Source organism: Pseudozobellia thermophila, assembly GCF_900141855.1.
Taxonomy (GTDB): domain Bacteria; phylum Bacteroidota; class Bacteroidia; order Flavobacteriales; family Flavobacteriaceae; genus Pseudozobellia; species Pseudozobellia thermophila.
The window spans coordinates 20,000-42,970 of the sequence record NZ_FQYU01000010.1; the positions used below are offsets into that span (position 1 = coordinate 20,000).

The window sequence follows — 22,971 nt, forward strand, 5'->3', positions numbered from 1 at the left end:
GCCAATTCATCGCCTAGAGGAAATAGCAGGCCCCTACCGACAGCACGCCGTTATGTACCTTGCTCACATCGAGTACCTTACCGACCCCTACACTAAACCGCAATTGAAAATACAAGTTCTCGTTCAAGCGATAGCCGCCTCCAATATTGAGGCCCAAATCCATTTTTTTCGTATCCTGGCCCTGTAGGTCCTCTTCCCAATTGTCGCTAAGCAAAAACCCCACTTGCGGGCCGAACTCCACAGCCACTTCGTCCATAATGTGATACTTGGCCATCATGGGCAAGGTAAGATAGGTAAGGTTGGCGTTGACCGGACCCAGGTCGGCTCCGACGAAGGACACCAAGAGTTCGGGCTGAAAATAAAAATCATCGATAAAGGCGGGAATCTCGGCAATGCCCCCAAAATAGGCCCCGGGCTTTGCCGATACACCATCGAGGTCCTTTCCCATCCAGGTAGCCATATTAAGTCCGGCCTTTGCCCCAAAATTGATATCCCCCACACTGTTGCCCGAAGGCCCCGTACCCTGTATGACGGTTTGGGCGTTTAGTTGGACATAACCTAAAAATACGAACGCAAGAACTACGGAATACTTTATTTTCATTTCAGTTATTTTTCAATTCTCCTGACCAAAGATAGAAAACTTTGTCTTGCTTCAATCCATAATTTATTTGATACCACAAAGTTGCGCGGTACACCGACCGTCCTATCGCAGCTCAAGAAGCAGTCTGTAAATATAATGCCCCCATTGTTTACCTTTACGGCATGAATTGGGACCAGGCGCTAAAAGACTACCGGCATTTTTTAAAGATCGAAAGGGGACTATCGCCCAATTCGATCGCCAGTTACGTCCTCGATGTCGAAAAACTCATTCACTTCCTCGGGCAAAACAACGTGACCGAAAGCCCCCTTACGATTTCAAAGGCGACGCTTCAGCGCTTCGTCTATGAAGTGGCCCAACTACTGAGTCCCCGTTCACAGGCCCGCATCATCTCGGGCCTTAAAAGCTTTTTCAACTACCTTGTTTTTGAAGATTATAGGGCCGACAACCCCTTGGACCTGATCGAATCGCCCAAAATAGGCCGTAAACTGCCCGATACCCTATCGGAAGACGAAATAAACGAACTTATAGGGGCCATCGACCTCTCGAAACCCGAAGGCGAACGAAACAGGGCCATGTTGGAGACGCTCTACGGGTGCGGACTTCGCGTATCGGAATTGGTGAACCTGAAGATTTCGGACCTTTATTTCGAAGAGGACTTTATCAAGGTTACCGGGAAGGGAGACAAGCAACGTTTTGTACCTATAAGCCCGATCAACAAAAAGTACATTACCATCTATTGCAATGAGGCAAGGGTACACCAAAACGTTCAAAAAGGCCATGAAGACGTCCTCTTCCTAAACCGGCGGGGCAGGCAGCTGACCCGGGCCATGGTGTTTACCATCATCAAGCGCTTGGCCGAAAAAACAGGGCTTAAAAAAAGTATCAGCCCCCATACCTTCAGGCATTCCTTTGCTACCCATTTATTGCAGAACGGTGCCGACCTAAGGGCCATTCAACAAATGCTGGGCCACGAAAGCATTACGACTACCGAAGTGTACGTTCATGTAGACCGGACCCATTTGAAAGAGGTCATGAACAACTTCCATCCGAGAAAATAAACCTTGGAACTTCAATCGGCCGCCAAGGGTAAAGAGGAACTAGGTGGTTTTAGTTCAATTTAACCTTAACCATTTGGTTCGGTACCTTTTGGGATGCGGGGCTCGTTAAACTTGGAATAATCCCTTTGATACGGCCGAATGATCAATCTCGCTTCACGGTCGAACCGGATATAGTTGTAGACCCAATTAATGAAGACCACCATTCTATTTCTGAAACCAATCAGAAAAAAAAGGTGGACGAACATCCAAACGAACCAGGCAAAAACTCCTTGAAACTTGTACTTTTTCAGGTCTACCACGGCCTTGTTGCGCCCTACGGTAGCCATACTCCCCTTGTCTTTGTACTCAAAAGGCAGCATCTCCCTGTCTTCGAACAGCCGTACCAGGTTCTTGCCCAGGTGCCTCCCCTGCTGAATGGCGGGCTGGGCCATCATGGGATGGCCTTGAGGCGTACCTTCGCGCTGCATACAGGCAATGTCGCCAATGGCATAGATATAGGGATCGCCTATTACCTGATTGAAGTCGTTGACCTTGATCCTATTCCCCGGTACGAGAAGGTCGCCGGCATCCAAGCCTTTGACCGATACCCCCTTGACCCCCGCGGCCCACACCAAGGTGGCCGCCTCGAACACAAGGTCGGTTTTGGTAGTGACCTTCTTTCCGTCATAGCCGGTAACACGGGTGTTCTTCCAAATCTGAACGCCCAGGCTTTCCAAAAAATCTTCCGCTTTTTTAGACGCCTTTTCACTCATCGCCTTTAAAATCCGATCTCCCGATTGAACCAGGTTGATCTGGACACGTCTGGTATCCAGGTCCGGATAGTCCTTGGGCAGTATTCCCTTTTTGATTTCGGCCAAGGCCCCCGCCAGCTCCACCCCGGTGGGTCCGCCCCCCACAATGACAAAATTCATGAGGGCGTCTCGTTCGTGCAGGTTATCGGTAAGCAGGGCCTGTTCGAAATTTTCAAGGATCATGCTGCGCAGGTTCAACGATTGGGGAATCGATTTCATGGCCATGCCGTTCATTTCTATCTCGACGTTCCCGAAAAAATTCGTCTCCGATCCCATGGCGATGACCAAATAATCGTATGAAAGCTTGCCGATATTGGTAACCACCTGTTTCGAATCGCGAAGTACCTGCTGCAGCTCGGCCATACGGAAGTAAAAATTGGGGTAGTCTTGCAAGATCTTGCGTATCGGATAAGCGATCGAATCGGGTTCGAGCCCCCCGGTCGAAACCTGGTACAATAGGGGCTGGAAGGTATGGTAGTTGTTCTTGTCCAAAAGAACGACCTGGACTTCCTTGCCACTGAGCTCCTTGGCCAGGGCCACGCCGCCAAAACCGCCTCCGACAATGACGATTCTCGGAAAACTGCTCTTGGGGATGTTCAACGCATCGGTTTCGCTCATAAACTCCTTCTTTAAAAACTTCAAAATTACGCATTCAGAACGTAGCGAAACCATGTCGCCGGTCGATTTTGCTATCTTTGGACAAATTGCCCCCAAAAATTTCCCCTTATTTTGTAACGAAGTACCATAATTAGCTACCAATAGTTTAGCAACCTACCGACTACACGTGACCAAAGAACTGGAACATCAATTTGTGACGGAACTGGAGAACAATCAAAACATTGTTCACAAGGTATGTACCCTTTACACGAACGATCGGGATGCCCATAACGACCTGTTTCAGGAAATTACGATACAGTTGTGGAAGGCCTACCCCAAGTTCAGGGGCGAATCGAAGTTCAGCACATGGATGTACCGGGTAGCCCTGAACACGGCGATCACCCTTTATCGCAAGTCGAAAAGAACCCTAAAGACCTATGATTACGACTCGGTCATTTTTCGGATAACCGCCGACGAATACGATCCTACCCAAGAGGAACAGTTAAAACTGATGTACCAGGCGGTGAAACAGTTGGGGGATATAGAAAAGGCCTTGGTATTTCTTTATTTGGAAGACAAGGACTATAGGGAAATTAGCGAGACTTTGGGCATTTCGGAAGTAAACGCCCGTGTCAAGATGAACCGGATCAAGAAAAAATTACGAACCATATTGAATCCTTAACGGGTATGGACGAACTGGAACTATTAAAAAAAGATTGGCAAAAAAAGGAAGAACACCTTCCCAAACTGTCGTACGAAGACATTCATAGAATGCTGTGGAAAAAATCGTCTTCCATAGTCAAATGGATACTTATAATCAGCATTCTGGAGATTGTCTTGCCCAACCTCCTTTATTTGATCCCTTCCTTTAGAAAAAACATGAGCATCTACGACAACACCATGGTAGACCAATGCTTCGTGGTTATGACGATAATCTATTATATCGTCGTCTTTTATTTCGTCTACCAATTTTACAGCCGTTACAAAGAGATATCGGTACTCGACAACGCCAGAAGCCTTATGCGCAAAATAATCAGGACACGAAGGACCGTAAAGCACTACGTCATATTCTCCCTCTCGACCATACTGGTCTTTATAGGCATTGTTATCGTAGGCATTTACCTCAACGATAGTTTTGTAGACAACATTACCGAAATGACCGATGGCGCAAGCACGGTTTCACCCGAAAAACTAAAAACGACGTTAATGGTATCGATGGCCCTTATGGGCATTGTTCTGGTCGCTTTTTTCGGCGGGGTCTACTTTTTGCTATACGGACTGTTGCTCAGAAAGCTCAAAAAGAACTATACCGAACTGAAACGTTTGGAAATCTAGAACTTCTTGCTGTTTCTAAACCGCCTAAGCTCGTTCTCTTCTTCGTAGGCCAAAAGCTCTTCCTTCGGGATTACCTTTAAAAAGGAAGGGTGCTGTTCGATGGCGTATTCGAGTTTTTCGATTATCGAATCGAAAGATTCGTTCTCGTAATCGATATTGAGGGGTTCTTTGATGACCATCGACTGCAGAATGCCCTTTTTCTTGATCCTCAGTCCCTTTTTGTCGAAGGATCGCCTGAAACCGTCTATCACTACGGGCACTACGACCGGCTTGTACTTTTTGATGATATGTGCCGTACCCTTTCGAAGGGGCTTCCAGGGCGTGGTCGTTCCCTGCGGGAAGGTAATGACCCAACCGTCGTTGAGGGCCTTGCCGATGTTGGAGATGTCGCTCATTTTAACCTGGCGTTTGATATCCTTTCCCTCCGAACGCCACGTACGTTCGACGCTGATCGAGCCCGCGTAGGCGAATATCTTGGTCAAGAGACTTTTTTTCATGGTCTCGGCCGCCGCCACATAGTACATGTTCAGCTTGGGGTTCCAGATGTAGCCAATGTTCTTGATATTATCGACCCTACCGCTCAGACTGGCATTGAAAACGTGGAACATGGCCACCACATCGGCAAAATAGGTTTGGTGATTGCTCACGAAAAGGACATTCTTGTCGGGCAACTGCCTGATAATTTCCGACCCTTCGACCTCTAACCTGTTAAACCGCTTGTAACGCGAATGGGTAAGTACCCCCAAAATGCGAATAAGCCATTTTTTAAGGAATAAAATATGTCCGAACGGATTTTTCTTAAATAAGCCCATAGGGTGCAAATTTACGAAATAAGGTACTATAAAACCTGCTGTAAAAGGGTTCTGATTTCGCTCAACATCATACTTGTTGCCCCCCATACCGTATAACCGTTTAGTTTAAAGGCCGGTACGTTGACATTCTTGGCGTACGAAGTTGTCAGGTTTTGCGTAAAAATACTCTTGTCGTCCATAAAATCGATTAGCTTCACCTCCAACAACTCGGCCACCTCCGCCTCTTGCGGCACAAAAGGCCCGGGCTTGGGGTAGAGTCCCATAAACGGAAAAACCTCAAAATTGCTCGGCGGAATATAGATCTCGCTCAAAGACCGTACGACCTGGATCTCGGAAGGCTCCACGCCCACTTCCTCGTAGGTTTCCCTAAGGGCCGTCGACATCAGGTCGGTATCGTTCTTCTCGATCTTGCCCCCCGGGAAGCCCACTTGGTTGGAGTGCACATCCTTGGGGTGGCTTCTTCGTAAGATCAAGAGAAAACGGGTATCATTGGCCAAACCCGGATAAAAAAGGGCCATTACCCCTGCCCGCTTGGGGTTTTTGGCCATTTTACGCACCTTTCGCAATTCGTCGAGCCTAAATTCGGGCGCCATTTTTAAGTGGGCCGCCTCCCCCGGTAACGGTAGATTTTTTATTTTTGAAACCCTTACGGAAAACTCATCAAAGTCCATGAAGTATAGAAAATGCTTTGCTTTAGCAATATTACCAATATTTTTACTCTTTTCATGCGGTGAAACGGCGAAGAAAAAAAGCCAGCCGGTATCGTCCGCGGAATCAAAAAAAGATTCCGTACCAACCGATACAACGACTACAAGGGAAGAAAAATTTGTGTTGACCGAAGAAAATGCCATCGACTTCTTCTTCGACTACCAAAAAGACCTCAAGGTCGACAAGGTCAAGATTACGACAAGCTTCGGAAGCTTTACCGTCCAATTGTACGACAATGTACCCTACCATAAGGCCAACTTTATCTATCTGACCCGAAAAGGCTATTTCGACAGCACCCAATTTCATCGGGTCGTCCGAAATTTCATTATTCAGGGCGGAAGCTCTGACGACAAGAAAACCGCCCGTAAAAGAAGGGAGATCGGCCGCTACCTGCTACCGCCCGACACCCGAAAGGGCTACAAGCATCACCGGGGTACGATTTCGATGCCCAGCAGCGAGATCGACAACCCCCATATGCTGGCCTCGCCCTATGAGTTCTTTATCGTGGTCACCCATCCCGGGGCCTATCACCTGGACGGGGACTTCACCCCTTTCGGAAAGGTAATAGCGGGCATGGACGTGGTGGACAAGATCAACCAAGTTGAAACGGGGGACGGCGATTGGCCCCATCAAAACGTTTATATATTGAAGGCCGAAGTAGTGGAATGACAATTGTTAAGCCGAAACCCTAGCCCTTACCCTTTCCATAAATATCCGGCAAGGCTATCCGGAACTTGACCGCCAACAAGCGTACCGTAATAATTATCAGAATGGCGGCAATGTAGGCATAGGCCCCATCAAAGGGCAGCCGGATAAACAAAAAATAGCTGCTTCCCCCTAAAATACAAGCCGTCGCATATATTTCCTTTCTTCTAAAGATTACGGGAATTTCATTGCAGAGCATATCGCGGATCACCCCCCCGAAACAAGCCGTGATCGTGCCAAGGGCAATGCACATTACCGGTAAGAGGTCTACGGCCAGTCCCTTCTCTATACCCAGCATGGTGAAGAGACCGATCCCGATGGTATCGAACAAGAACAAGGTCTTTCTCAAATACTTCAACTGCTTCACGAAAATTACGGAAAAGACGACGGTAACGGCGATCACGGTAATATAGACAGGCTCCTTCATCCAAAGGACGGGGGTGTTGCCAATGAGCACGTCGCGCAAGGTACCCCCGCCTACGGCGGTAACGAAGGCTATGATAAAGACCCCAAAGATATCGAGCCTCTTGTTCATGGCCACCAAAACGCCCGAAATGGCAAAGGCGATGGTTCCGAGAATGTCGATGATAAAATAAAACATAGGCGCTGTATTTTGCCGAAGGCCAAAAGTACTTCTTATTCGATCAAAAAAACACCTATTGCAAAATGCTTTTTTTGCGCAGTGGGCTACTTTCTACCTAGAGTTGCTGGGTATAATAACTGTAGTCTTTGACAATTATATCGACAAACTCGATGGGTTTAAGCTCGGTATGCACCCCGGTTACCTTTTTGATCTGATCGCTGAGGGAAACGATGACGTTGTGGTCGCCGTTTCGCACGGCCGAATCGTAAAGTTCCTTGATGGTCTGCATTTCCCTGTCGCTAAAAACGGTTACCTGGGAAAACCGGGGGCTGTAGTCCTCGGGCAGTTGCCTGAGCAAGGTATCTTGAAGCGATATTTTTCTCTTTTCGCTGATGACCGTCGTACCCGCTGCAATATCCCCGACCCTTTGGCCCTTTCCCCGGACCAAAATGGTAAGTACGGCCACGCCCCCCGAGGAAATCCCTACGTCGATGATTCGCAAGACCCAACGTATCAAATAACTGGCAAAACCAGGCTTTGAGCCATCGAGTTTCACTACCCGTACCTGCATTAATTTTTTTCCAATGGTCTGACCGTCCAACAGGCTTTCGAAAAGCACGTAATACAAAAAGGCGGGCAGGCTCATTATCAGATAAAAAACCCACGAGTCGCCGAAATCAAGATCGAGGGATACCAGTAGAAAAAACATCACGATCAGGTAGGCCGTAATTATTAGGGAATCGATGAGATACGCCAGCATACGGTCTCCTAGATGGGCCGTGTTCTGGTCGATGCTTATATTTTGGGCCGTTTCTATTTGAAATTGTTCCATAGTTTCGTTTCTTTGGGTAATAACCCCGTAACATGCGTGAGGCCGCCTTTGTAAAGCAAAATAAAGACAAATGGGCTACTTTTGAAAGGGCCTTGTCAAACAAAACGAAGCTGTCACCCGATAAATTGTCCGACCTCTATATCGAGATTACGGACCATCTCAGCTACGCAAAGACATTTTATGCCGGCAGCAATACCGAAATTTATCTGAACGCATTGGCCTCCGCGGCACACCAAAAAATCTATAAGACCAGGCGCGAGCCCAAAAACCGTATTATAGAATTTTGGAAGACCGATTTTCCGCTCGTTTTTTACAAGTACCAACGCGAACTACTGATCGCCTTTTTGGTCTTTGGCTTCTTTTCCCTCGTCGGCGCCTTTTCATCGGCCAACGAGGGCGACTTTGTACGCTCGATCTTAGGGGATGGCTACGTCAACATGACCCTTGAAAATATTGAAAAAGGGGACCCTATGGCGGTGTACAAAAAAATGGGCGAATTCAATATGTTCCTCGGCATTACCATCAATAACATCAGGGTGGCCCTAATGGCCTTCGCCATGGGCATTCTACTGGGCATCGGAACGCTGTTCGTTATGATGCGCAACGGAATCATGTTGGGCAGTTTTCAATATTTCTTCTACGACAAGGGCCTTCTGTGGGAATCGGCCCGTACCATCTGGATCCATGGCACCATAGAAATTTCGGTAATCATCATAGCGGGCTGTGCCGGTCTGGTCCTTGCGAACGGCATGCTCTTTCCGGGCACGTATACGCGATTGGAGTCGTTCAGGAGAGGGGTCAAGGATGGGTTAAAAATCATGCTCAGCACCGTCCCCTTCTTTATACTTGCGGGATTTTTGGAGGGCTTTGTCACCCGCCATACCGAAATGCCCGACGTATTGGCGATCCTAATTATTTTATCCTCATTGGCACTAATTCTCTTTTACTACGTTATATACCCACGACGACTCCATAAAGAAAAAATGAAAACCAAAACCTTAAATTGAAAAACCTGAAGGACGAGGCCGGCCGAACGGGTGGGCAGCCATCTAAATACCGTCCTTAAAAACCACTTAGTGCATGAAACAGTATATCGAATTCAAAAAGCAACGCGAACTGGGTGAAATTATTTCGGACACCTTTGCCTTTTTGCGCAACGAGTTCAAACCCTTTTTTAACACCTTCCTCAAGATCATCGGACCGTATTTGGTGGTCTTGCTCATCTGCTATGTCTTATATATGTACCTGATCGGCGACTTTTTCAATTTTGACGTCCAGAGTTCGAACGAGGCCCTGAACGGGCTGTTGCTTTTTGCCGTTGCCGCCGCCTTTGTGCTGTCGATGATCGTAACCTATGTACTTTCGCAGGCCACCACCCTCTTCTATATCAAATCTTACACGAACAACAAGGGAGTTACCGATTTTAATGAAATAAAAAAAGAAGTCTACGCCTCTTTCTGGTCGTTTGTCGGTCTCGGTATCTTGGTCGGTATTTGTGTCGGGGTCGGTTTTATGTTCTGTATACTTCCCGGGGTCTACCTGTATGTACCCTTGGTTTTGTCGTTTAGCATCATGGTATTTAACCAAAAGAACGTTTCCGATGCCTTCGGCTATAGTTTTACACTGGTAAAGGACCATTGGTGGACGACTTTCGCCGCCCTTTTCGTGGTAGGCATCATCGTTTACGTGGCCAGTATGGCCTTCTCCATACCTGCCACCATTTACAACTACGCCAAGTTGGGCATACTTTCAGGGGAGATCGACGCCGAAAATTTTACCACTGCCGATCCGGTGTCATTGCTTTTGGGTTCCATAAGTACCCTTGCCCAATTCCTTTTGAACCTGGTTTCGGTAGTGGCAAGTGTCTTCGTCTATTTCAACCTCAACGAGAAAAAGAACTTTACCGGCACCTACGAACGAATTAAAAATCTAGGGGAGAGAGAATAGACCATATGCGCCGATTGCTTTATTCCTTTTTAGCGACCTTTATCATGGGCACGGCCTATGCCCAGCAAGATTCAATTGCCGTTGCCTATGATAAGACGCCCCTGAACCTAAGGCATATCAGCGACGATGACCTTCAAAAATACAGGAACGACCCTGATTTCAATTATGAGATTGTAAACTCCGACCCGAGCTGGTGGGACGACTTGAAGACGTGGGCCGGCAATGTCCTGCTTCGCCTTTTCGAGGCCATTTTCGGGGTCGAACGCGCCACCGGCCTTTTAGCGACGTTTTTAAAAATAGTTCCCTACCTGCTGCTCGTCCTGCTTGTTTACCTGTTGATCAAATTCTTTTTAAAAGTAAATGCCAGCAACCATCGACAGGCCAGAAAATCGGGCAACTCCGTACTGCTTTCCGAAGAGGAACACATCATCAGGAACGAAGACATTCAAAAATTGATACAAGAGGCCGTAAACGACAAGAACTTTCGGCTGGCCGTTAGGTACTACTACCTCCATATCCTAAAGCTGCTCAGCGAAAAAGAACTGATAGCCTGGGAGCTTCAAAAGACCAATAGCGATTACCTTAAGGAAATAAAGGGTATTGACCTTAGACGGCAATTCTCGGAAATAACCCATCTTTACGACTATATCTGGTACGGCGACTTCCCCATCGACGAGAACAGGTACCATAAGGCCGAAAACGCTTTTCTTAACCTGCAAAAATCAGTGAAGGCCAATGCTTAAAAAAGGAGTTTCCTATATTGTTATCATTGTTCTGACCGTAGGTCTGTTAATGCTATTGGCGTACAGCAAACCCAAGGACATCAACTGGTTTCCCTCCTACGTGGCACAACACAAAATACCTTATGGCACCTTCGTTCTGAATGATGTCATCGATCGGTTCTTTCCCGACAACCGGCAACAGGTCTACAAGCCCCCCTTTGAGTTCTTAAACGAAACCCCCTATGCCCAAGGCACCTATTTTTTTGTAAACGACAACATCGAGTTCGGCGAGGCCGAGCTTGACCGCTTGTTGGAATGGGTCGCCGAAGGCAACACCCTCTTTGTGGCCGCCGACGATTTCGAAGACCGCCTCTTGGACAGCCTGCGATTAAAAACGGCCGGCCTGTACGGCGAACTCGAAAATGTAGGTTTGTACCGGCATCGGCTGGTCAACCCGAGGTTGGGGCCCGAAAAGGACTATGTGTTCGGGAAGGATCGTTACACGACCTATTTTAAGGAAGTGGACCCCGAAAAAACGACCGTACTCGGCACCGTTGACAACGGCACGGAAAAAGAGGCCCCTACCGATGCCTTTTACAACGTCATCAAGCATTCATTCGGAAAGGGAGAAATCATCTTGAGCACCTTTCCCAAGGCATTTACGAATTACTTCATCCTTAAGGAAGGCAACAAAGACTATACAGCGGGCCTACTTTCATATCTCGACGGTTCGCGTACCCTTTTTATGGACAACCACTACAAATCGGGAAAATCGGTATATACTTCGCCCATGTACATCTTTTTGAACACCAAGGAATTCAAATGGGCCTATTACCTCGTACTCATAGGGGTGGTACTGTACCTTGTTTTCGAAGGAAAAAGAAAGCAAAGGCCCATACCGGTAATACATCCCTTAAAAAACCAAACTTTGGCCTTTACCCGAACCATTGCCGATATGTATTACGAACAAGGGGAAGGCAAGGCCATCGCCGTGTACAAGATCAACTATTTCAAGGAATACCTGCGCACCCGTTTTTACCTCGATACGATAAAAAACGACCCGGAATTTTATAAAAACCTTGCGGCCAGAAGTTCGCATACCCCGGAGGAAGTGGAAAGACTTTTTTTATTGATAGAGCATATTGGAAACCAACAACACATATCGAATGCCGAGCTCCAAAAATTGAATTCGGCCATAGACAAATTTAAAAGGAAAGCCCATGGAAACTAATGAAACCAACAACGAAGCCATGAATTTTGACAATCGTATCGATTTGGAAGGCCTAAAGGACGCGGTATCGGAAATCAAAGCCGAACTCGGCAAGGTCATTGTTGGACAGGAGAACTTTATAGAACTGCTCATCGTCGCACTTTTGGTAGACGGGCATGTGCTGATCGAAGGCGTTCCCGGTATTGCAAAAACGGTCACGGCCAAACTGTTTGCCAAGACCTTAAAAACCGATTTCAGCCGTATTCAGTTTACGCCCGACCTCATGCCCAGCGATATTTTGGGTACGTCCATATTCAGTGCCAAGACCCGCGAGTTCGAATACAAAAAAGGGCCGATCTTCTCCAACATCGTCCTTATCGACGAGATCAACAGGGCCCCGGCAAAAACCCAGGCGGCCTTGTTCGAAACCATGGAAGAGCGCCAGGTTACCATGGACGGGGCCACCTACGCCATGGGCACGCCATTCATGGTCTTGGCCACGCAAAACCCCATAGAACAAGAAGGCACCTATGCCCTTCCAGAAGCCCAGCTCGACCGTTTTCTTTTTAAAATAAAGGTAGACTACCCTTCTCTTGACGAAGAAGTACTTATCATACAAACGCATCACCAAAGAAAGGGGCAAAAACCACAGGACTCCATCAACGGAATCTTGACGCCCGCCCAATTGGCCGATTTTAAACACAAGATACAAGAAGTGATCGTCGAGGAAAAGATCATCAGGTATATTGCCGAAATCATTTCAAAAACCCGTAACCACCCCCATTTGTACCTGGGAGGATCGCCCCGGGCCTCCATAGCCACCCTAAATGCGGCAAAGGCCTTCGCCGCCATAGGCGGACGGGATTTTGTGATCCCCCAGGACGTAAAAAACGCCTTGGTCCCCGTATTGAACCACAGGGTGATCTTGACCCCGGAACGTGAGATGGAAGGCATGACCACCGAAAGCGTCGTCCAAATGATCACCGAATCGGTCGAAATTCCGAGATAAGCGATGAATTTTTTAAAATCGTTGTATATAGACACTACGTTTTTCAGGTATCTGGCCGTGCTGGCCGCATGCTTTGTGCTGTCGTATTGGCTACCGGGCCTCTACCCGATTGCCTGGTTGCTGACCTTACTGCTGTTCGCTTTTTTTCTCTTCGACATCTACCTGCTTTACGCACAGGGCCATGCCATTAAGGCCAAAAGGTCGCTTCCGCAAAAGCTATCGAACAGCGACTACAATCCGTTAAGGATATCCTACCGCTCCGACTATAGGTTCAAGGTCTACCTAAGCATTATCGACGAGCTTCCTTTTCAGTTCCAAAAAAGGGATTTCGAACATAAGGATGTGGTGAACAAAGGGGAAGAGCGCGAATTCGAATACCGTCTAAGACCGGTCGAACGCGGTGAATACGTTTTCGGCCATCTCATCGTGTTCGTTTCATCCCCCTTAAAAATAGCCAAGCGGAAATACGTTTTCCAAAAAGACCAAATGGTACCCGTCTACCCGAGTATCATTCAAATGCAGCAGTACGATTTTCTCGCCATCAACAAGCACTTGAGCGAAATCGGGGTAAAAAAGATGAGGAGGATCGGCCATACCCAGGAATTTGAACAGATAAAGGAATATGTACCGGGCGACGACTTTCGAACCATCAATTGGAAGGCCACGGCAAAACAAGACCTTTTAATGGTCAACCAATACCAAGATGAAAAATCGCAGCCCGTTTATTCGATAATAGATACAGGTCGGGTCATGAAAATGCCGTTTAACGGCCTAAAACTGCTCGATTATGCCATTAATTCCTCTTTGGCCTTTTCCAACGTCTCCTTAAAGCGGCACGACAAAACAGGTTTGTTGACCTTTTCAAAAAACATAGAGACCTTTGTACCCGCCACTCGAAAAATCAGCCACTTAAACACCCTTATCGAAAAACTCTACGCAATAAACACGGCCTTTACCGATTCCGATTTCGGCCTCCTATACGGCCATGTCAAAAGAAAGGTTACACACCGAAGCCTGCTCTTGCTCTATACCAATTTCGAACACATATCGGCACTAAGAAGGCAACTCCCCTATTTACTGGCCATGGCCAAAAAACATGTCCTCGTGGTCATTTTCTTCGAGAACACCGAACTGGAAGAATTGATTTCCCAGTCCACGACCGATGAACAAACCCTCTACCATAAAGCGGTTGCCGAAAAGTTTGCGTTTGACAAACACCTTATGCAAAAAGAACTTCAGAAATACGGGATACAAACCATACTCACCCAACCGGAGCAGCTCACGCTCAAAACAATCAACAAGTATTTGGAGATAAAGGCCAAGGGCCTCATTTGATCTCTAGCCAATGACAGGCCCAAATAAAAAGTAAAGGACAGCCTTTAAAAATTTCGCAAAGACCGAAGTAAAAAAGTTGAAAAAACGCAATTTTAGGTTTTGTTAATAACTTTTTTCACACTCCATAAAGCCTCCTTAGGCCTTAAAATATCGGCATTTAATCGATTACCTCCCTTTATATCATGGCCGATCGGCCATCCGGTTTGCGAAAGTCGACGAAATCTTTCGTCGAAATTATCTAAATTAGCCACCCCCCAATCGGCACCTGGCTGCCACACCCTGTTAATAACAAACCTTAAATATCATTTTTTAAAGAACCTGACCCTAAATTTAGAATGAAAGGCCTTACCAGCGAACATTCCGACCACTTTGACTTTTTATCAAAAGTAAGCGAACGAAAATCAAAGCACCATTATCGACTTGTCGATTTCAAGAACAAACAGCATAAAACCGATTTTCTTCTCAGCCAAACAAAATGCAACTTGGAGATTTTTCCCGAGGGACTGGTGATTGTCGGCGACTTTACCGAAAAAGAGGGGGTAATACCCGTTCTGAAAAGCGAGATCAATTCGATTACTGTGGTTAGGGGCAAAGAAATTATCGATACGTTCTACCTTTCCCCCATGTACATTCTCTCGAAACTCGGAGTGCCCAATCGGATATCGAGACACCTAATGGTCTATCCATCGGAATACCGAATTTCGGAAACGCGGATAATGCTCAAGTGCCAAAACTATCAACTCACCCTTGTCACCAGTGGAAATCGCTTCGACAGGTTGCTAAGAAACCTAAAAAAATCAGGGTATTCCGGCCTACTTAAATTGGTTGAGCGACCCAAGATCAATATGCTCGACTATAAAAACGCCATCGACCTGTAGCTTATTTTTGGGGGATAATCAGGGCAGTGAATTTAGGTCGGCACCGATATTTTAGGTAAGAATTAGGTATTCTTTGAACTCGATTTGGTACCTTATATCGCTTAAATTTCAGACCAAACTATATTATGAAACGGAAACTAATCGCACTGCTTGTAATTATTCAATCCTTTGTGTTCAACGACATCAACGCCCAAGACCTGCATCGCTTGGCCATCGGATTCTTGGAAACCCTTGGCCCCGAACTGCGGGAAAAGACGCTTTACGAGCTTAGCTCCGAAGAACGCGAAATGTTTTATTATACGCCCGTCTACCGCAAGGGCTCTACCTTAAAGGAGTATACCGACGAACAGAAAACAGCCGCTTTGGCACTCTTGCGCGCCTCGATCAGCTCCGAGGCCTACCGAAAGACCCAAGAAATCATGGAGCTGGAAAATATTCTCCTGGTTCTTGAAAACAATCCGAAAATGCCCGATGGCACGGCCAAACGCGACCCACTTAATTACCACTTTTGGATTTTCGGCAACCCGGCCCAAGACCAATTTTGGGGTTGGCGTTTTGAAGGACACCATATATCGTTGAATTTTGTGGCATCGGAAGGACGCTTGGTCTCAAGTACGCCGTTCTTCCTGGGTTCCAACCCGGCCCGGGTACTCGAAGGCGAGCACAAAGGCCATGAGATCTTGAAAAAGGAAACCGACCTCGGTTATGCCATGGTCAATTCCCTGACCCCAGAGCAATTGAAGGTGGCCCGCTTTTCCGATACGGCCCCTGCCGATATGTTTACAAGCAACCATACCGATATTGCACCATTGAACCATTCGGGCATAAAGTATTCCGCCTTGTTGCCCGAACAACAACAAGCCTTCAAAAACCTTCTCCAACTGTATCTCGACCATTACGAAGCCAAGTTCTCCAAAGAATTCAAGAAAAAAATCAAAAAACAGGGCTTGGACGAACTCACCTTTGCCTGGGCCGGAAGTCTCGAACGTGGGGAAGGACATTATTACAGTATTCAAGGCCCTAGCCTATTGATTGAGTACGACAATACCCAAAACAACAACAATCATGTACATACGGTTGTACGCGACCTTGAAAATGATTTTGGCAAAGATGTACTCAAGGAGCACTATGCCCACGACCACCACTAGAAAAAGGCTTGATAAAAGGCAGGTCGGTATGTGAAACCCCTCGGTTATTGGTGGTCGAGGTGCACGAAACGGACGCCCCTTTCCTTTATGAGTTGATGAACGGCCCCAACTGGAGGGCTTTTATAGGTGACAGGAACATACATTCGCATGAACGGGCAAGAACCTGCATACGGGAGAACCTGTATACAAGTTACGATACCAAGGGTTACGGCCTCTTTAGATAGGTGCCCAAAGACCGTCGAAAATCGATGGGAATCTGCGGTCTGGTCAAACGCGATTATCCCACACATGCCGTTTTAGGATTTGCCATTTCATCAAAAGTTGAAGTTTAAGGGCCACCGCCTTTACCGTCCGTGGCCAATTTCGTATATTGGTTAATCCCGTAACATTGCCCCCTCAAATCAACGATATATTACCTTGCGGGAAAAGAACTACTCACTGTCTAAATATAAGGTATGGGGACCCCATCATTGCGCAGGGACGAATACGTACTCGGTATATTTTTCCTGACTCTCGATCTGGCATTGAACATTTTTGTAGGGATGGTATACCTACAGGCCGATAGCGCGGTAAAATACCTCAGCTCTTTTTCTTCGTGGTTCATAGCCTGCAACCTGGTAGGGTATGCCGCCATGTTCTTCTTAATTAAATACTATCTTTTAAAAAATTACCGGGCGACGGCCATTTCGGCCCTTGTTTTTGTCCTGACATGCTCGGCCTATGCCCTTGTTGTCTATTTTATGGTAACGGCACAAAGACTTGAAGGTTATTTTACGACTGTCTATGGGGCCACTTCGTTCACCTTGTTTTTATACGGCCTCAGTTTGGTAGCGCGCCCCAAAAAGGGGAAATGGCTTCAAGTGGCCGGGGGCCTTGCCCTGCTCTTCGGTTTCGGCTTAGGCCTTGGCCTGCTGGTAAGGCTGAACACGGTCGACTTTGGAACAAAACTCCTTTTGGCCCAGGTAGAGACGGCCCTGTTTGTAGCGGCTTCACTCCTGCCCCTGCCCTTTATTCTAAACTTCAACAATGAACTGAGGGCCCTTGAACCCCAAAAAAATACGGGGTCATTTGGCCTGGCCACAAAAGCCGTCATGCTTGCTACCTTGGTAATCGCCTTAATCCTAAGTATCCGGCTTGCCTCCGATTGCGTTTCCAACAACTTGCGGAGCAGGACACCATCCGAAAGGCAAAAATTACTGGCCGCCCCCTTCGAAGCACGGGTATTTACGGCCGATAACGGTCAAAAATTGGGATACCGTCTACTACGGCCCGTAAACTACGATCCCGAAAAAAGTTACCCTTTGGCGGTATGCCTGCACCACGGAGGGGGGACGGGCACCGAAAACATAGTCCAAGTAGCCACCTCCGAATTTGCGCAGACCCTTTCCGAACCCGGGAACAGAAAGAAATACCCGTCATTTATTTTCGTGCCCCAATGCCCGCCAGGGTCAAGTTTTGGGGGTATTCCCAACTACCCGAAAATCGACGAACTGGTAGTCGGTGCCATTACCGAGTTGGAAAAGGAGTTTAAGATAGACAGGTCCCGTCGCTATGTCATGGGGGTCTCCCTTGGTGGATTTGGGGCATGGCATCTGATCGGTTCGCGGCCCGAAATGTTCGCCGCGGCCATACCCGTCTGCGGAGGGGGAAACCCCGATCACGGCAAGGACATGGCCCAAGTTGGTATTTGGGCCTTTCACGGGGAGGCCGACTCCAATGTTCCCGCCAAATTATCACGCGATATGATCCACAGTGTACGACGTGCCGGTGGCAATCCTAAATACACCGAATTTCAAGGCATAGGACACCATATATGGCCCCATGTGATGCGTACGCCGGGCAAACTGGAGTGGCTTTTCGCCCAAAAAAAGGAGGGACCAACCACCGGTTTGCCCTAAAAACATCAATTTAGACACGATTCCCCCAAAAAGGGAGAAACCTATCGCAACCATTGCGTACCTTAAACGACAAACAGAAAATATTATGGGCTCCAACTACCTTAAAATTTATTCAGGCAATCGATTCACGGCACAACAGATCGAAAACAAATTGAAGGAAATAGGCATCAGTGCCATTTTAAAAGATGAATCGGAGTCTGCAAGGCTGGCCGGTTTTGCGGCCAATATGGATGGCGAACTGGAGGTGCATGTACACCGGGACGAACACGACAGGGCCATGGCCGTCATCAGGTCGGTATTGGGCCAAAAGGAAGATTAACACTCCCCACATCTATTTTTTGATAAATTCTTTATAGAATTCCCTATTTTTATCGACCGACTAAACTTTTTAATCCAAAGATGATATAATGAACATCACCAAAACCCTCAACTATTTTCTACTATTCACCTCCTTATTTTCAATATTAAGTTCCTGCGATTCGAAACCCAAAAAACCTAAGGAAACCCCTCTGGTGGTTCGTGAAGATTCGTTGACCGAGGTATCACGGGCCAGGGAGATCCTGGAAAACATTACCCCCAAGGTTGGCGAAGGCCTCGAATTAAGCCTATGGGCATCCGATTCCCTGGCCCCCGACCCGATAGCGATGCAGATGGACAAATACGGGAGGGTCTACCTTACCCGTACCAACAGGCAAAAAAACTCCGAATTCGATATCAGGGGCCACCGCGATTGGATGACCGCTTCCATTGCCCTCGAATCCCCTGAGGATCGCCGGGCCTTTCTTCGCGAAACCTTTGCCCCTGAAAAAAGCGAGGAAAACGAATGGCTCAAAGACCTTAACGGAGACGGCAGCCACGACTGGAAGGACCTGACCGTTGAAAAGGAGGAAGTATGGATGCTCGAGGACAGCAACAACAATGGTATCGCCGATAAGGCCACCCGGATTCTCGAAGACTTTAACGAAGAGATCACCGATGTTGCCGGTGCCCTCTTGGTCAGGGACGAAGATGTTTTTGTCGGTGTAGGACCGGATATGTGGAGGCTTACCGACACCAACGACGACCTTGTCCTCGACGAAAAAACCTCCATTGCCCATGGTTTTGCCGTCCATATCGGTTTTGGGGGCCATGGTATGTCGGGCGCCGTTGAAGGACCCGATGGCAAAATATACTGGGGAATCGGTGATATCGGTGCCAACTTGACCACCGTTGAAGGCGAAAAGCACAAATATCCCAACCAAGGGGTCATTGTCCGCAGCAATCCCGATGGCACCGATTTTGAAGTTTTTGCCCGAGGACTGCGAAACACCCATGAGTTTGTTTTCGATGCCTACGGAAATATCATTTCAGCCGACAACGATGGTGACCACGCCGGTGAAAGCGAACGCTTGGTACACATTGTAGAAGGGTCAGATGCCGGATGGCGGGCCAATTGGCAATACGGAAAATATACCGATGAAAAGAACAACGGATACAATGTATGGATGGACGAAAAGCTATACGTACCCCGTTGGGAAGGCCAAGCCGCCTATATCATTCCGCCCATCCAAAACTTCCACAACGGCCCGACGGGAATGTTGTACAACCCCGGTACCGCCCTTGGAAAAAAATGGTTGGACAGGTTCTTTTTGGTGGAATTTGTCGGAAATCCCGATCGATCCCATATCTGGTCGTTCGACCTAAAACCCAAAGGCGCCTCTTTCGAACTGAACAGTGACCAAAGTATCTTAAGCGGGGTACTTCCGACAGGTATTCAATTCGGACCCGATGGGGCCCTTTACGTAGCCGACTGGATCAACGGATGGGACACCAAGAACTACGGTAGGGTTTGGAAACTCGATGTTTCCGACGGCCAAAACGACCTCGAACAGGAACGTAGGGAGACCCAGCGCCTAATGACCTTGGACTATAAGGGTCAATCGACGGAAACCTTGGTAGACCTGCTCTCCTATTCCGACATGCGCATACGCAAAAGGGCCCAATTTCAATTGGTGAAGAACGGCTCAAGCGGATACAAGGCCTTCCAGGACGTAATCAAGAACGGTAAAGACCAGTTTGCCCGGATACATGCCATTTGGGGCATCGGACAATTGGCGGCCGATGACCTCGACCGTGCAAAGGTCTTGGTAGACCTGCTTTCCGATAGCGATCCCGAAATCATTGCCCAGGCCCTAAAAGTGTTGGGCGATGTCAAGTATACCGATGCCGCGTCAAATTATATTCCCTTGCTCGGACATGAAAATGCCAGGGTCAAGTTTTTTGCGGCACAGGCCTTGGGCCGGACAAAGCACGAAGCAGCGGTTCAACCCCTGTTGGATATGATTGCCAAAAATAACGACGAAGATCTTTATTTAAGGCATGCCGGGGTACTTGCCCTTACCCGAATCGGGAAGACGGAACCAATCGTCGCCTTGGCCGACAACGAAGACAGGAGCCTGCGTATTGCCGCGGTATTGGTGCTTAGACGGCTCGAAAACCCTGAGGTCAAACGCTTTTTGAACGACGCGGACGAATACATCGTTACCGAGGCTGCACGGGCCATCAACGACGACTGGTCGATCGAAGAGGCCCTTCCCGAACTGGCAGCGGTATTGACCTCCGATAGGTTTACCTCGGAACCCTTGTTAAGGCGGGCCATCAATGCGGCGTTGCGCGTGGGAGGCGACAAGGAACTCGAAAACCTTATTGCCTTTGCCAAACGACAGGACATCTCCAATGCCCTGCGCGGCGAGGCCTTGGCCACAATCGGCACTTGGGCCGAGCCATCGGTTCTTGACCGGGTAGACGGCAGGTATAGGGGAGAGGTCAAGCGCGACCCCAACGTCGTAAGGGAAAAATTCGAAAAAGACATTCCCGAGTTTTTGGAAGACCAAAATCCGGAAATATTGATCGGTATTTCAAAAACCTTGGCCAACCTAAAGATTGACAGCCATAACCCAAGCCTCTTCGCCATTATGAAGTCGAACAAATCGCCCCGGGTACGATCGGAAATTTTAAAGGCCCTTGGGCAACTTGACTTCGACCGTATTGAAGCGGCGATGCAGTTGGGCATGAAAGATAAGGAAGAACAGGTGCGGACGACGGCTGTGGGACTGATTTCCAAACTGGAAATTTCAAAGGAAAACCTGCCCGGTGTCGTAACCCCCATCTTCAGGAACGGTTCGGTAAGGGAACAACAAAGGTTACTGGGTGTCTTGGGCGAGCTTCCCTTGGAAAAGAGTGCAGATGTGTTGGAGGGCTTGGTAGCCCAGGCGAAGGCCAAAAAACTGGATGAACGGATTATCCTAGACCTTATCGAAGCGGTGGAAACGACCGAATCGGAACCTCTTATCGCCCAATTGGACGGATTGAAAGGCGGTGGTAATTCGGTCGAGGCCTTTAAGGAAACCTTGGTCGGGGGCAACCGAAGGGCGGGTTACCGGGTGTTCAACAACAACCCTACCGCACAGTGTACCCGATGCCATGCCATAGGCGGGGCAGGTGGAACCGTCGGGCCCCAATTGGAAAACATAGGAAATATATTGACGCGCGAACAGCTTCTTGAGTCTTTGATCGAACCCAGCAAACGATTGGCTCCCGGTTATGGAAGTGTGGTATTGACCTTAAAGGACGGTCAAAAGGTCAACGGTATCCTCGAAGAGGAAAACGAGCACGAACTGGTACTTCGAACCAACGACGCCGAACCCTTGGAAATACCGATATCGCGTATCGAAAAACGGGAAAATATGCCATCGGCCATGCCCGCCATGGGAAAATTGATCAGTAAAAGAGAGTTACGGGACCTAATAGAATTCCTCTCCAGTTTGAAGAAAGGTCCCAATTCATAGGTTGGCAACTTCCTGTTTGGCTTGATTGAATTCCGACATCAGATCGGCTACTATGGTAGCGGCCGGTTTGATGTCGTGGATCAATACCGATACCTGCCCTATCTCGAGTTCGCCTTCGTCCATATCGCCCTCGAACATACCGCGTTTGGCCCGTCCACGGCCCAACAGGGCCTTAAGTTGGTCAATCGACGCCCCTTGGGCATAGGCTTGCTGCACATCGCTGTAAAACTTGTTCTTGATCAAACGAACGGGGGCAAGCTCCTTTAAGGTCAACTGGGTATCGCCTTCGCCCGCCTCGACTATCCTTTGTTTAAAAAGTTGGTGCGACGAAGCTTCATCACTGGCCACGAAGCGGCTTCCTACCTGTACGCCATCGGCGCCCAAGACCATGGTCGCCAGCATGGCCCGGCCCGTGGCGATTCCCCCGGCGGCTATCAATGGTATCCCTATTTTTTCCCTTACGGCGGGTATCAACGTTAAGGTGGTCGTCTCGTCCCTACCGTTATGGCCGCCCGCTTCAAAGCCCTCGGCAACCACAGCGTCTACCCCGGCTTCCTCCGCCTTAAGGGCAAACTTGACACTACTGACCACGTGTACCACGGTTATTCCCCGCTCCTTTAAAAATGAGGTGTACTTTTTCGGATTGCCGGCAGACGTAAAGACAATGTTCACCCCGAGCTCAACAATAATACCCAACAGCTTGTCGATATCGGGATAGAGCATGGGCACGTTGACCCCAAAAGGTTTTGAGGTGGCCCGCTTGCATTTTTGGATGTGCTCGCGCAAGACCTCGGGATACATGCTACCGGCTCCCAAGATGCCCAATCCCCCGGCATTGGATACGGCAGCCGCCAATCGCCAGCCACTGGCCCATACCATCCCCGCCTGAACAATGGGGTATTGTATTCCGAAGAGTTCCGTAATTCTGTTCTGCATGGGTCTTATGCCTTAAACCGTTTATGAATCGTTCCGAAT

General features: G+C 48.2%; 23 protein-coding genes. 16 read left to right on the forward strand and 7 right to left on the reverse strand.

Annotated elements, in window-relative coordinates:
* Positions 1–13: 13 nt before the first annotated feature.
* Positions 14–601 carry a porin family protein gene (locus BUB37_RS17910; protein WP_072995209.1) on the reverse strand — a complete coding sequence of 196 codons (588 nt, stop codon included), beginning with the start codon at positions 599–601 and terminating at the stop codon, positions 14–16.
* Positions 602–762: 161 nt separating this feature from the next.
* On the opposite strand from BUB37_RS17910, the gene xerD reads away from it, so the two are divergent.
* Positions 763–1,659 carry a site-specific tyrosine recombinase XerD gene (gene xerD / locus BUB37_RS17915; RefSeq protein ID WP_072995210.1) on the forward strand — a complete coding sequence of 299 codons (897 nt, stop codon included), beginning with the start codon at positions 763–765 and terminating at the stop codon, positions 1,657–1,659.
* A gap of 65 nt (positions 1,660–1,724) precedes the next feature.
* Here xerD and BUB37_RS17920 read toward each other — a convergent pair whose 3' ends face one another.
* Positions 1,725–3,050 (reverse strand): NAD(P)/FAD-dependent oxidoreductase, encoded by a 1,326-nt coding sequence (locus BUB37_RS17920; protein WP_072995290.1) that lies wholly within the window; start codon positions 3,048–3,050, stop codon positions 1,725–1,727.
* 184 nt (positions 3,051–3,234) lie between these two features.
* Here BUB37_RS17920 and BUB37_RS17925 point away from each other — a divergent pair, with 184 nt between their 5' ends.
* Positions 3,235–3,729 (forward strand): RNA polymerase sigma factor, encoded by a 495-nt coding sequence (locus tag BUB37_RS17925; protein ID WP_072995211.1) that lies wholly within the window; start codon positions 3,235–3,237, stop codon positions 3,727–3,729.
* A gap of 5 nt (positions 3,730–3,734) precedes the next feature.
* Positions 3,735–4,382, forward strand: coding sequence for a hypothetical protein (locus BUB37_RS17930; protein WP_072995212.1), 648 nt, complete (start codon positions 3,735–3,737; stop codon positions 4,380–4,382).
* Here BUB37_RS17930 and BUB37_RS17935 read toward each other — a convergent pair.
* Together BUB37_RS17935 and BUB37_RS17940 are read right to left on the reverse strand one after the other, a co-directional pair.
* A complete protein-coding gene (locus BUB37_RS17935; protein WP_072995213.1) occupies positions 4,379–5,194 on the reverse strand; it encodes a lysophospholipid acyltransferase family protein in 816 nt (271 codons plus the stop codon). The two genes, BUB37_RS17930 and BUB37_RS17935, sit on opposite strands and share 4 nt — an antisense overlap.
* A 26-nt stretch (positions 5,195–5,220) precedes the next feature.
* Positions 5,221–5,865 carry an NUDIX hydrolase gene (locus BUB37_RS17940; RefSeq protein ID WP_072995214.1) on the reverse strand — a complete coding sequence of 215 codons (645 nt, stop codon included), beginning with the start codon at positions 5,863–5,865 and terminating at the stop codon, positions 5,221–5,223.
* On the opposite strand from BUB37_RS17940, the gene BUB37_RS17945 reads away from it, so the two are divergent.
* On the forward strand, positions 5,864–6,571 hold the full coding sequence (locus BUB37_RS17945) for a peptidylprolyl isomerase (RefSeq protein ID WP_072995215.1): 708 nt from the start codon (positions 5,864–5,866) through the stop codon (positions 6,569–6,571). The two genes, BUB37_RS17940 and BUB37_RS17945, sit on opposite strands and share 2 nt — an antisense overlap.
* 19 nt (positions 6,572–6,590) lie before the next feature.
* Here the strand turns inward: BUB37_RS17945 and BUB37_RS17950 are convergent, their stop codons facing one another.
* Together BUB37_RS17950 and BUB37_RS17955 are read right to left on the reverse strand one after the other, a co-directional pair.
* The gene (locus tag BUB37_RS17950; protein WP_072995216.1) at positions 6,591–7,208 is read right to left on the reverse strand and encodes a trimeric intracellular cation channel family protein; all 618 of its coding nucleotides are present in this window, start codon (positions 7,206–7,208) and stop codon (positions 6,591–6,593) included.
* Between the two features lie 97 nt (positions 7,209–7,305).
* Entirely contained in the window at positions 7,306–8,022 is a 717-nt protein-coding gene (locus tag BUB37_RS17955; protein WP_072995217.1) for an RDD family protein, read from the reverse strand.
* A gap of 32 nt (positions 8,023–8,054) precedes the next feature.
* Here BUB37_RS17955 and BUB37_RS17960 point away from each other — a divergent pair, with 32 nt between their 5' ends.
* From BUB37_RS17960 to BUB37_RS18015, 12 genes are all read left to right on the forward strand, one after another.
* Positions 8,055–9,029 (forward strand): stage II sporulation protein M, encoded by a 975-nt coding sequence (locus BUB37_RS17960; RefSeq protein WP_072995218.1) that lies wholly within the window; start codon positions 8,055–8,057, stop codon positions 9,027–9,029.
* A 73-nt stretch (positions 9,030–9,102) separates the two neighbouring features.
* On the forward strand, positions 9,103–9,969 hold the full coding sequence (locus BUB37_RS17965) for a hypothetical protein (protein WP_072995219.1): 867 nt from the start codon (positions 9,103–9,105) through the stop codon (positions 9,967–9,969).
* A gap of 5 nt (positions 9,970–9,974) precedes the next feature.
* Positions 9,975–10,712, forward strand: coding sequence for a DUF4129 domain-containing protein (locus BUB37_RS17970; RefSeq protein WP_072995220.1), 738 nt, complete (start codon positions 9,975–9,977; stop codon positions 10,710–10,712).
* Positions 10,705–11,922: a DUF4350 domain-containing protein gene (locus tag BUB37_RS17975; protein ID WP_072995221.1), complete on the forward strand. Its 1,218-nt coding sequence runs from the start codon at positions 10,705–10,707 to the stop codon at positions 11,920–11,922. Before BUB37_RS17970 ends, BUB37_RS17975 begins: the two co-directional genes overlap by 8 nt.
* A complete protein-coding gene (locus BUB37_RS17980; RefSeq protein WP_072995222.1) occupies positions 11,912–12,910 on the forward strand; it encodes an AAA family ATPase in 999 nt (332 codons plus the stop codon). Before BUB37_RS17975 ends, BUB37_RS17980 begins: the two co-directional genes overlap by 11 nt.
* Before the next feature lie 3 nt (positions 12,911–12,913).
* The gene (locus BUB37_RS17985; RefSeq protein WP_072995223.1) at positions 12,914–14,245 is read left to right on the forward strand and encodes a DUF58 domain-containing protein; all 1,332 of its coding nucleotides are present in this window, start codon (positions 12,914–12,916) and stop codon (positions 14,243–14,245) included.
* Positions 14,246–14,580: 335 nt separating this feature from the next.
* Complete coding sequence (locus BUB37_RS17990) at positions 14,581–15,123, forward strand: hypothetical protein (RefSeq protein ID WP_072995224.1); 543 nt, start codon at positions 14,581–14,583, stop codon at positions 15,121–15,123.
* A gap of 125 nt (positions 15,124–15,248) precedes the next feature.
* Complete coding sequence (locus BUB37_RS17995; protein WP_072995225.1) at positions 15,249–16,271, forward strand: DUF3500 domain-containing protein; 1,023 nt, start codon at positions 15,249–15,251, stop codon at positions 16,269–16,271.
* A gap of 8 nt (positions 16,272–16,279) precedes the next feature.
* The gene (locus tag BUB37_RS21495) at positions 16,280–16,495 is read left to right on the forward strand and encodes a GNAT family N-acetyltransferase (RefSeq protein ID WP_139278136.1); all 216 of its coding nucleotides are present in this window, start codon (positions 16,280–16,282) and stop codon (positions 16,493–16,495) included.
* A gap of 231 nt (positions 16,496–16,726) precedes the next feature.
* Positions 16,727–18,169 carry a hypothetical protein gene (locus tag BUB37_RS18005; protein ID WP_072995227.1) on the forward strand — a complete coding sequence of 481 codons (1,443 nt, stop codon included), beginning with the start codon at positions 16,727–16,729 and terminating at the stop codon, positions 18,167–18,169.
* Positions 18,170–18,254: 85 nt separating this feature from the next.
* Entirely contained in the window at positions 18,255–18,488 is a 234-nt protein-coding gene (locus BUB37_RS18010) for a putative signal transducing protein (protein WP_072995228.1), read from the forward strand.
* A gap of 88 nt (positions 18,489–18,576) precedes the next feature.
* Positions 18,577–21,996: a DUF7133 domain-containing protein gene (locus BUB37_RS18015; RefSeq protein WP_072995229.1), complete on the forward strand. Its 3,420-nt coding sequence runs from the start codon at positions 18,577–18,579 to the stop codon at positions 21,994–21,996.
* On the opposite strand, the gene BUB37_RS18020 is transcribed toward BUB37_RS18015, so the two are convergent.
* The gene (locus tag BUB37_RS18020) at positions 21,991–22,932 is read right to left on the reverse strand and encodes an NAD(P)H-dependent flavin oxidoreductase (RefSeq protein ID WP_072995230.1); all 942 of its coding nucleotides are present in this window, start codon (positions 22,930–22,932) and stop codon (positions 21,991–21,993) included. The two genes, BUB37_RS18015 and BUB37_RS18020, sit on opposite strands and share 6 nt — an antisense overlap.
* Between the last annotated feature and the right edge of the window lie 39 nt (positions 22,933–22,971).

Bases quoted from the DNA above. Each gene is read 5' to 3' on its own strand.
- BUB37_RS18005 (WP_072995227.1), top strand. From the start codon at position 16,727: ATGGGGACCCCATCATTGCGCAGGGACGAATACGTACTCGGTATATTT.
- BUB37_RS18010 (WP_072995228.1), top strand. From the start codon at position 18,255: ATGGGCTCCAACTACCTTAAAATTTATTCAGGCAATCGATTCACGGCA.
- BUB37_RS17990 (WP_072995224.1), top strand. From the start codon at position 14,581: ATGAAAGGCCTTACCAGCGAACATTCCGACCACTTTGACTTTTTATCA.
- BUB37_RS17995 (WP_072995225.1), top strand. From the start codon at position 15,249: ATGAAACGGAAACTAATCGCACTGCTTGTAATTATTCAATCCTTTGTG.
- BUB37_RS17940 (WP_072995214.1), bottom strand. From the start codon at position 5,865: ATGGACTTTGATGAGTTTTCCGTAAGGGTTTCAAAAATAAAAAATCTA.
- BUB37_RS17985 (WP_072995223.1), top strand. From the start codon at position 12,914: ATGAATTTTTTAAAATCGTTGTATATAGACACTACGTTTTTCAGGTAT.
- BUB37_RS17910 (WP_072995209.1), bottom strand. From the start codon at position 601: ATGAAAATAAAGTATTCCGTAGTTCTTGCGTTCGTATTTTTAGGTTAT.
- BUB37_RS17945 (WP_072995215.1), top strand. From the start codon at position 5,864: ATGAAGTATAGAAAATGCTTTGCTTTAGCAATATTACCAATATTTTTA.
- BUB37_RS17930 (WP_072995212.1), top strand. From the start codon at position 3,735: ATGGACGAACTGGAACTATTAAAAAAAGATTGGCAAAAAAAGGAAGAA.
- BUB37_RS17955 (WP_072995217.1), bottom strand. From the start codon at position 8,022: ATGGAACAATTTCAAATAGAAACGGCCCAAAATATAAGCATCGACCAG.
- xerD (WP_072995210.1), top strand. From the start codon at position 763: ATGAATTGGGACCAGGCGCTAAAAGACTACCGGCATTTTTTAAAGATC.
- BUB37_RS17935 (WP_072995213.1), bottom strand. From the start codon at position 5,194: ATGGGCTTATTTAAGAAAAATCCGTTCGGACATATTTTATTCCTTAAA.
- BUB37_RS17950 (WP_072995216.1), bottom strand. From the start codon at position 7,208: ATGTTTTATTTTATCATCGACATTCTCGGAACCATCGCCTTTGCCATT.
- BUB37_RS18020 (WP_072995230.1), bottom strand. From the start codon at position 22,932: ATGCAGAACAGAATTACGGAACTCTTCGGAATACAATACCCCATTGTT.
- BUB37_RS17980 (WP_072995222.1), top strand. From the start codon at position 11,912: ATGGAAACTAATGAAACCAACAACGAAGCCATGAATTTTGACAATCGT.
- BUB37_RS17965 (WP_072995219.1), top strand. From the start codon at position 9,103: ATGAAACAGTATATCGAATTCAAAAAGCAACGCGAACTGGGTGAAATT.
- BUB37_RS18015 (WP_072995229.1), top strand. From the start codon at position 18,577: ATGAACATCACCAAAACCCTCAACTATTTTCTACTATTCACCTCCTTA.
- BUB37_RS17960 (WP_072995218.1), top strand. From the start codon at position 8,055: ATGCGTGAGGCCGCCTTTGTAAAGCAAAATAAAGACAAATGGGCTACT.
- BUB37_RS17975 (WP_072995221.1), top strand. From the start codon at position 10,705: ATGCTTAAAAAAGGAGTTTCCTATATTGTTATCATTGTTCTGACCGTA.
- BUB37_RS17970 (WP_072995220.1), top strand. From the start codon at position 9,975: ATGCGCCGATTGCTTTATTCCTTTTTAGCGACCTTTATCATGGGCACG.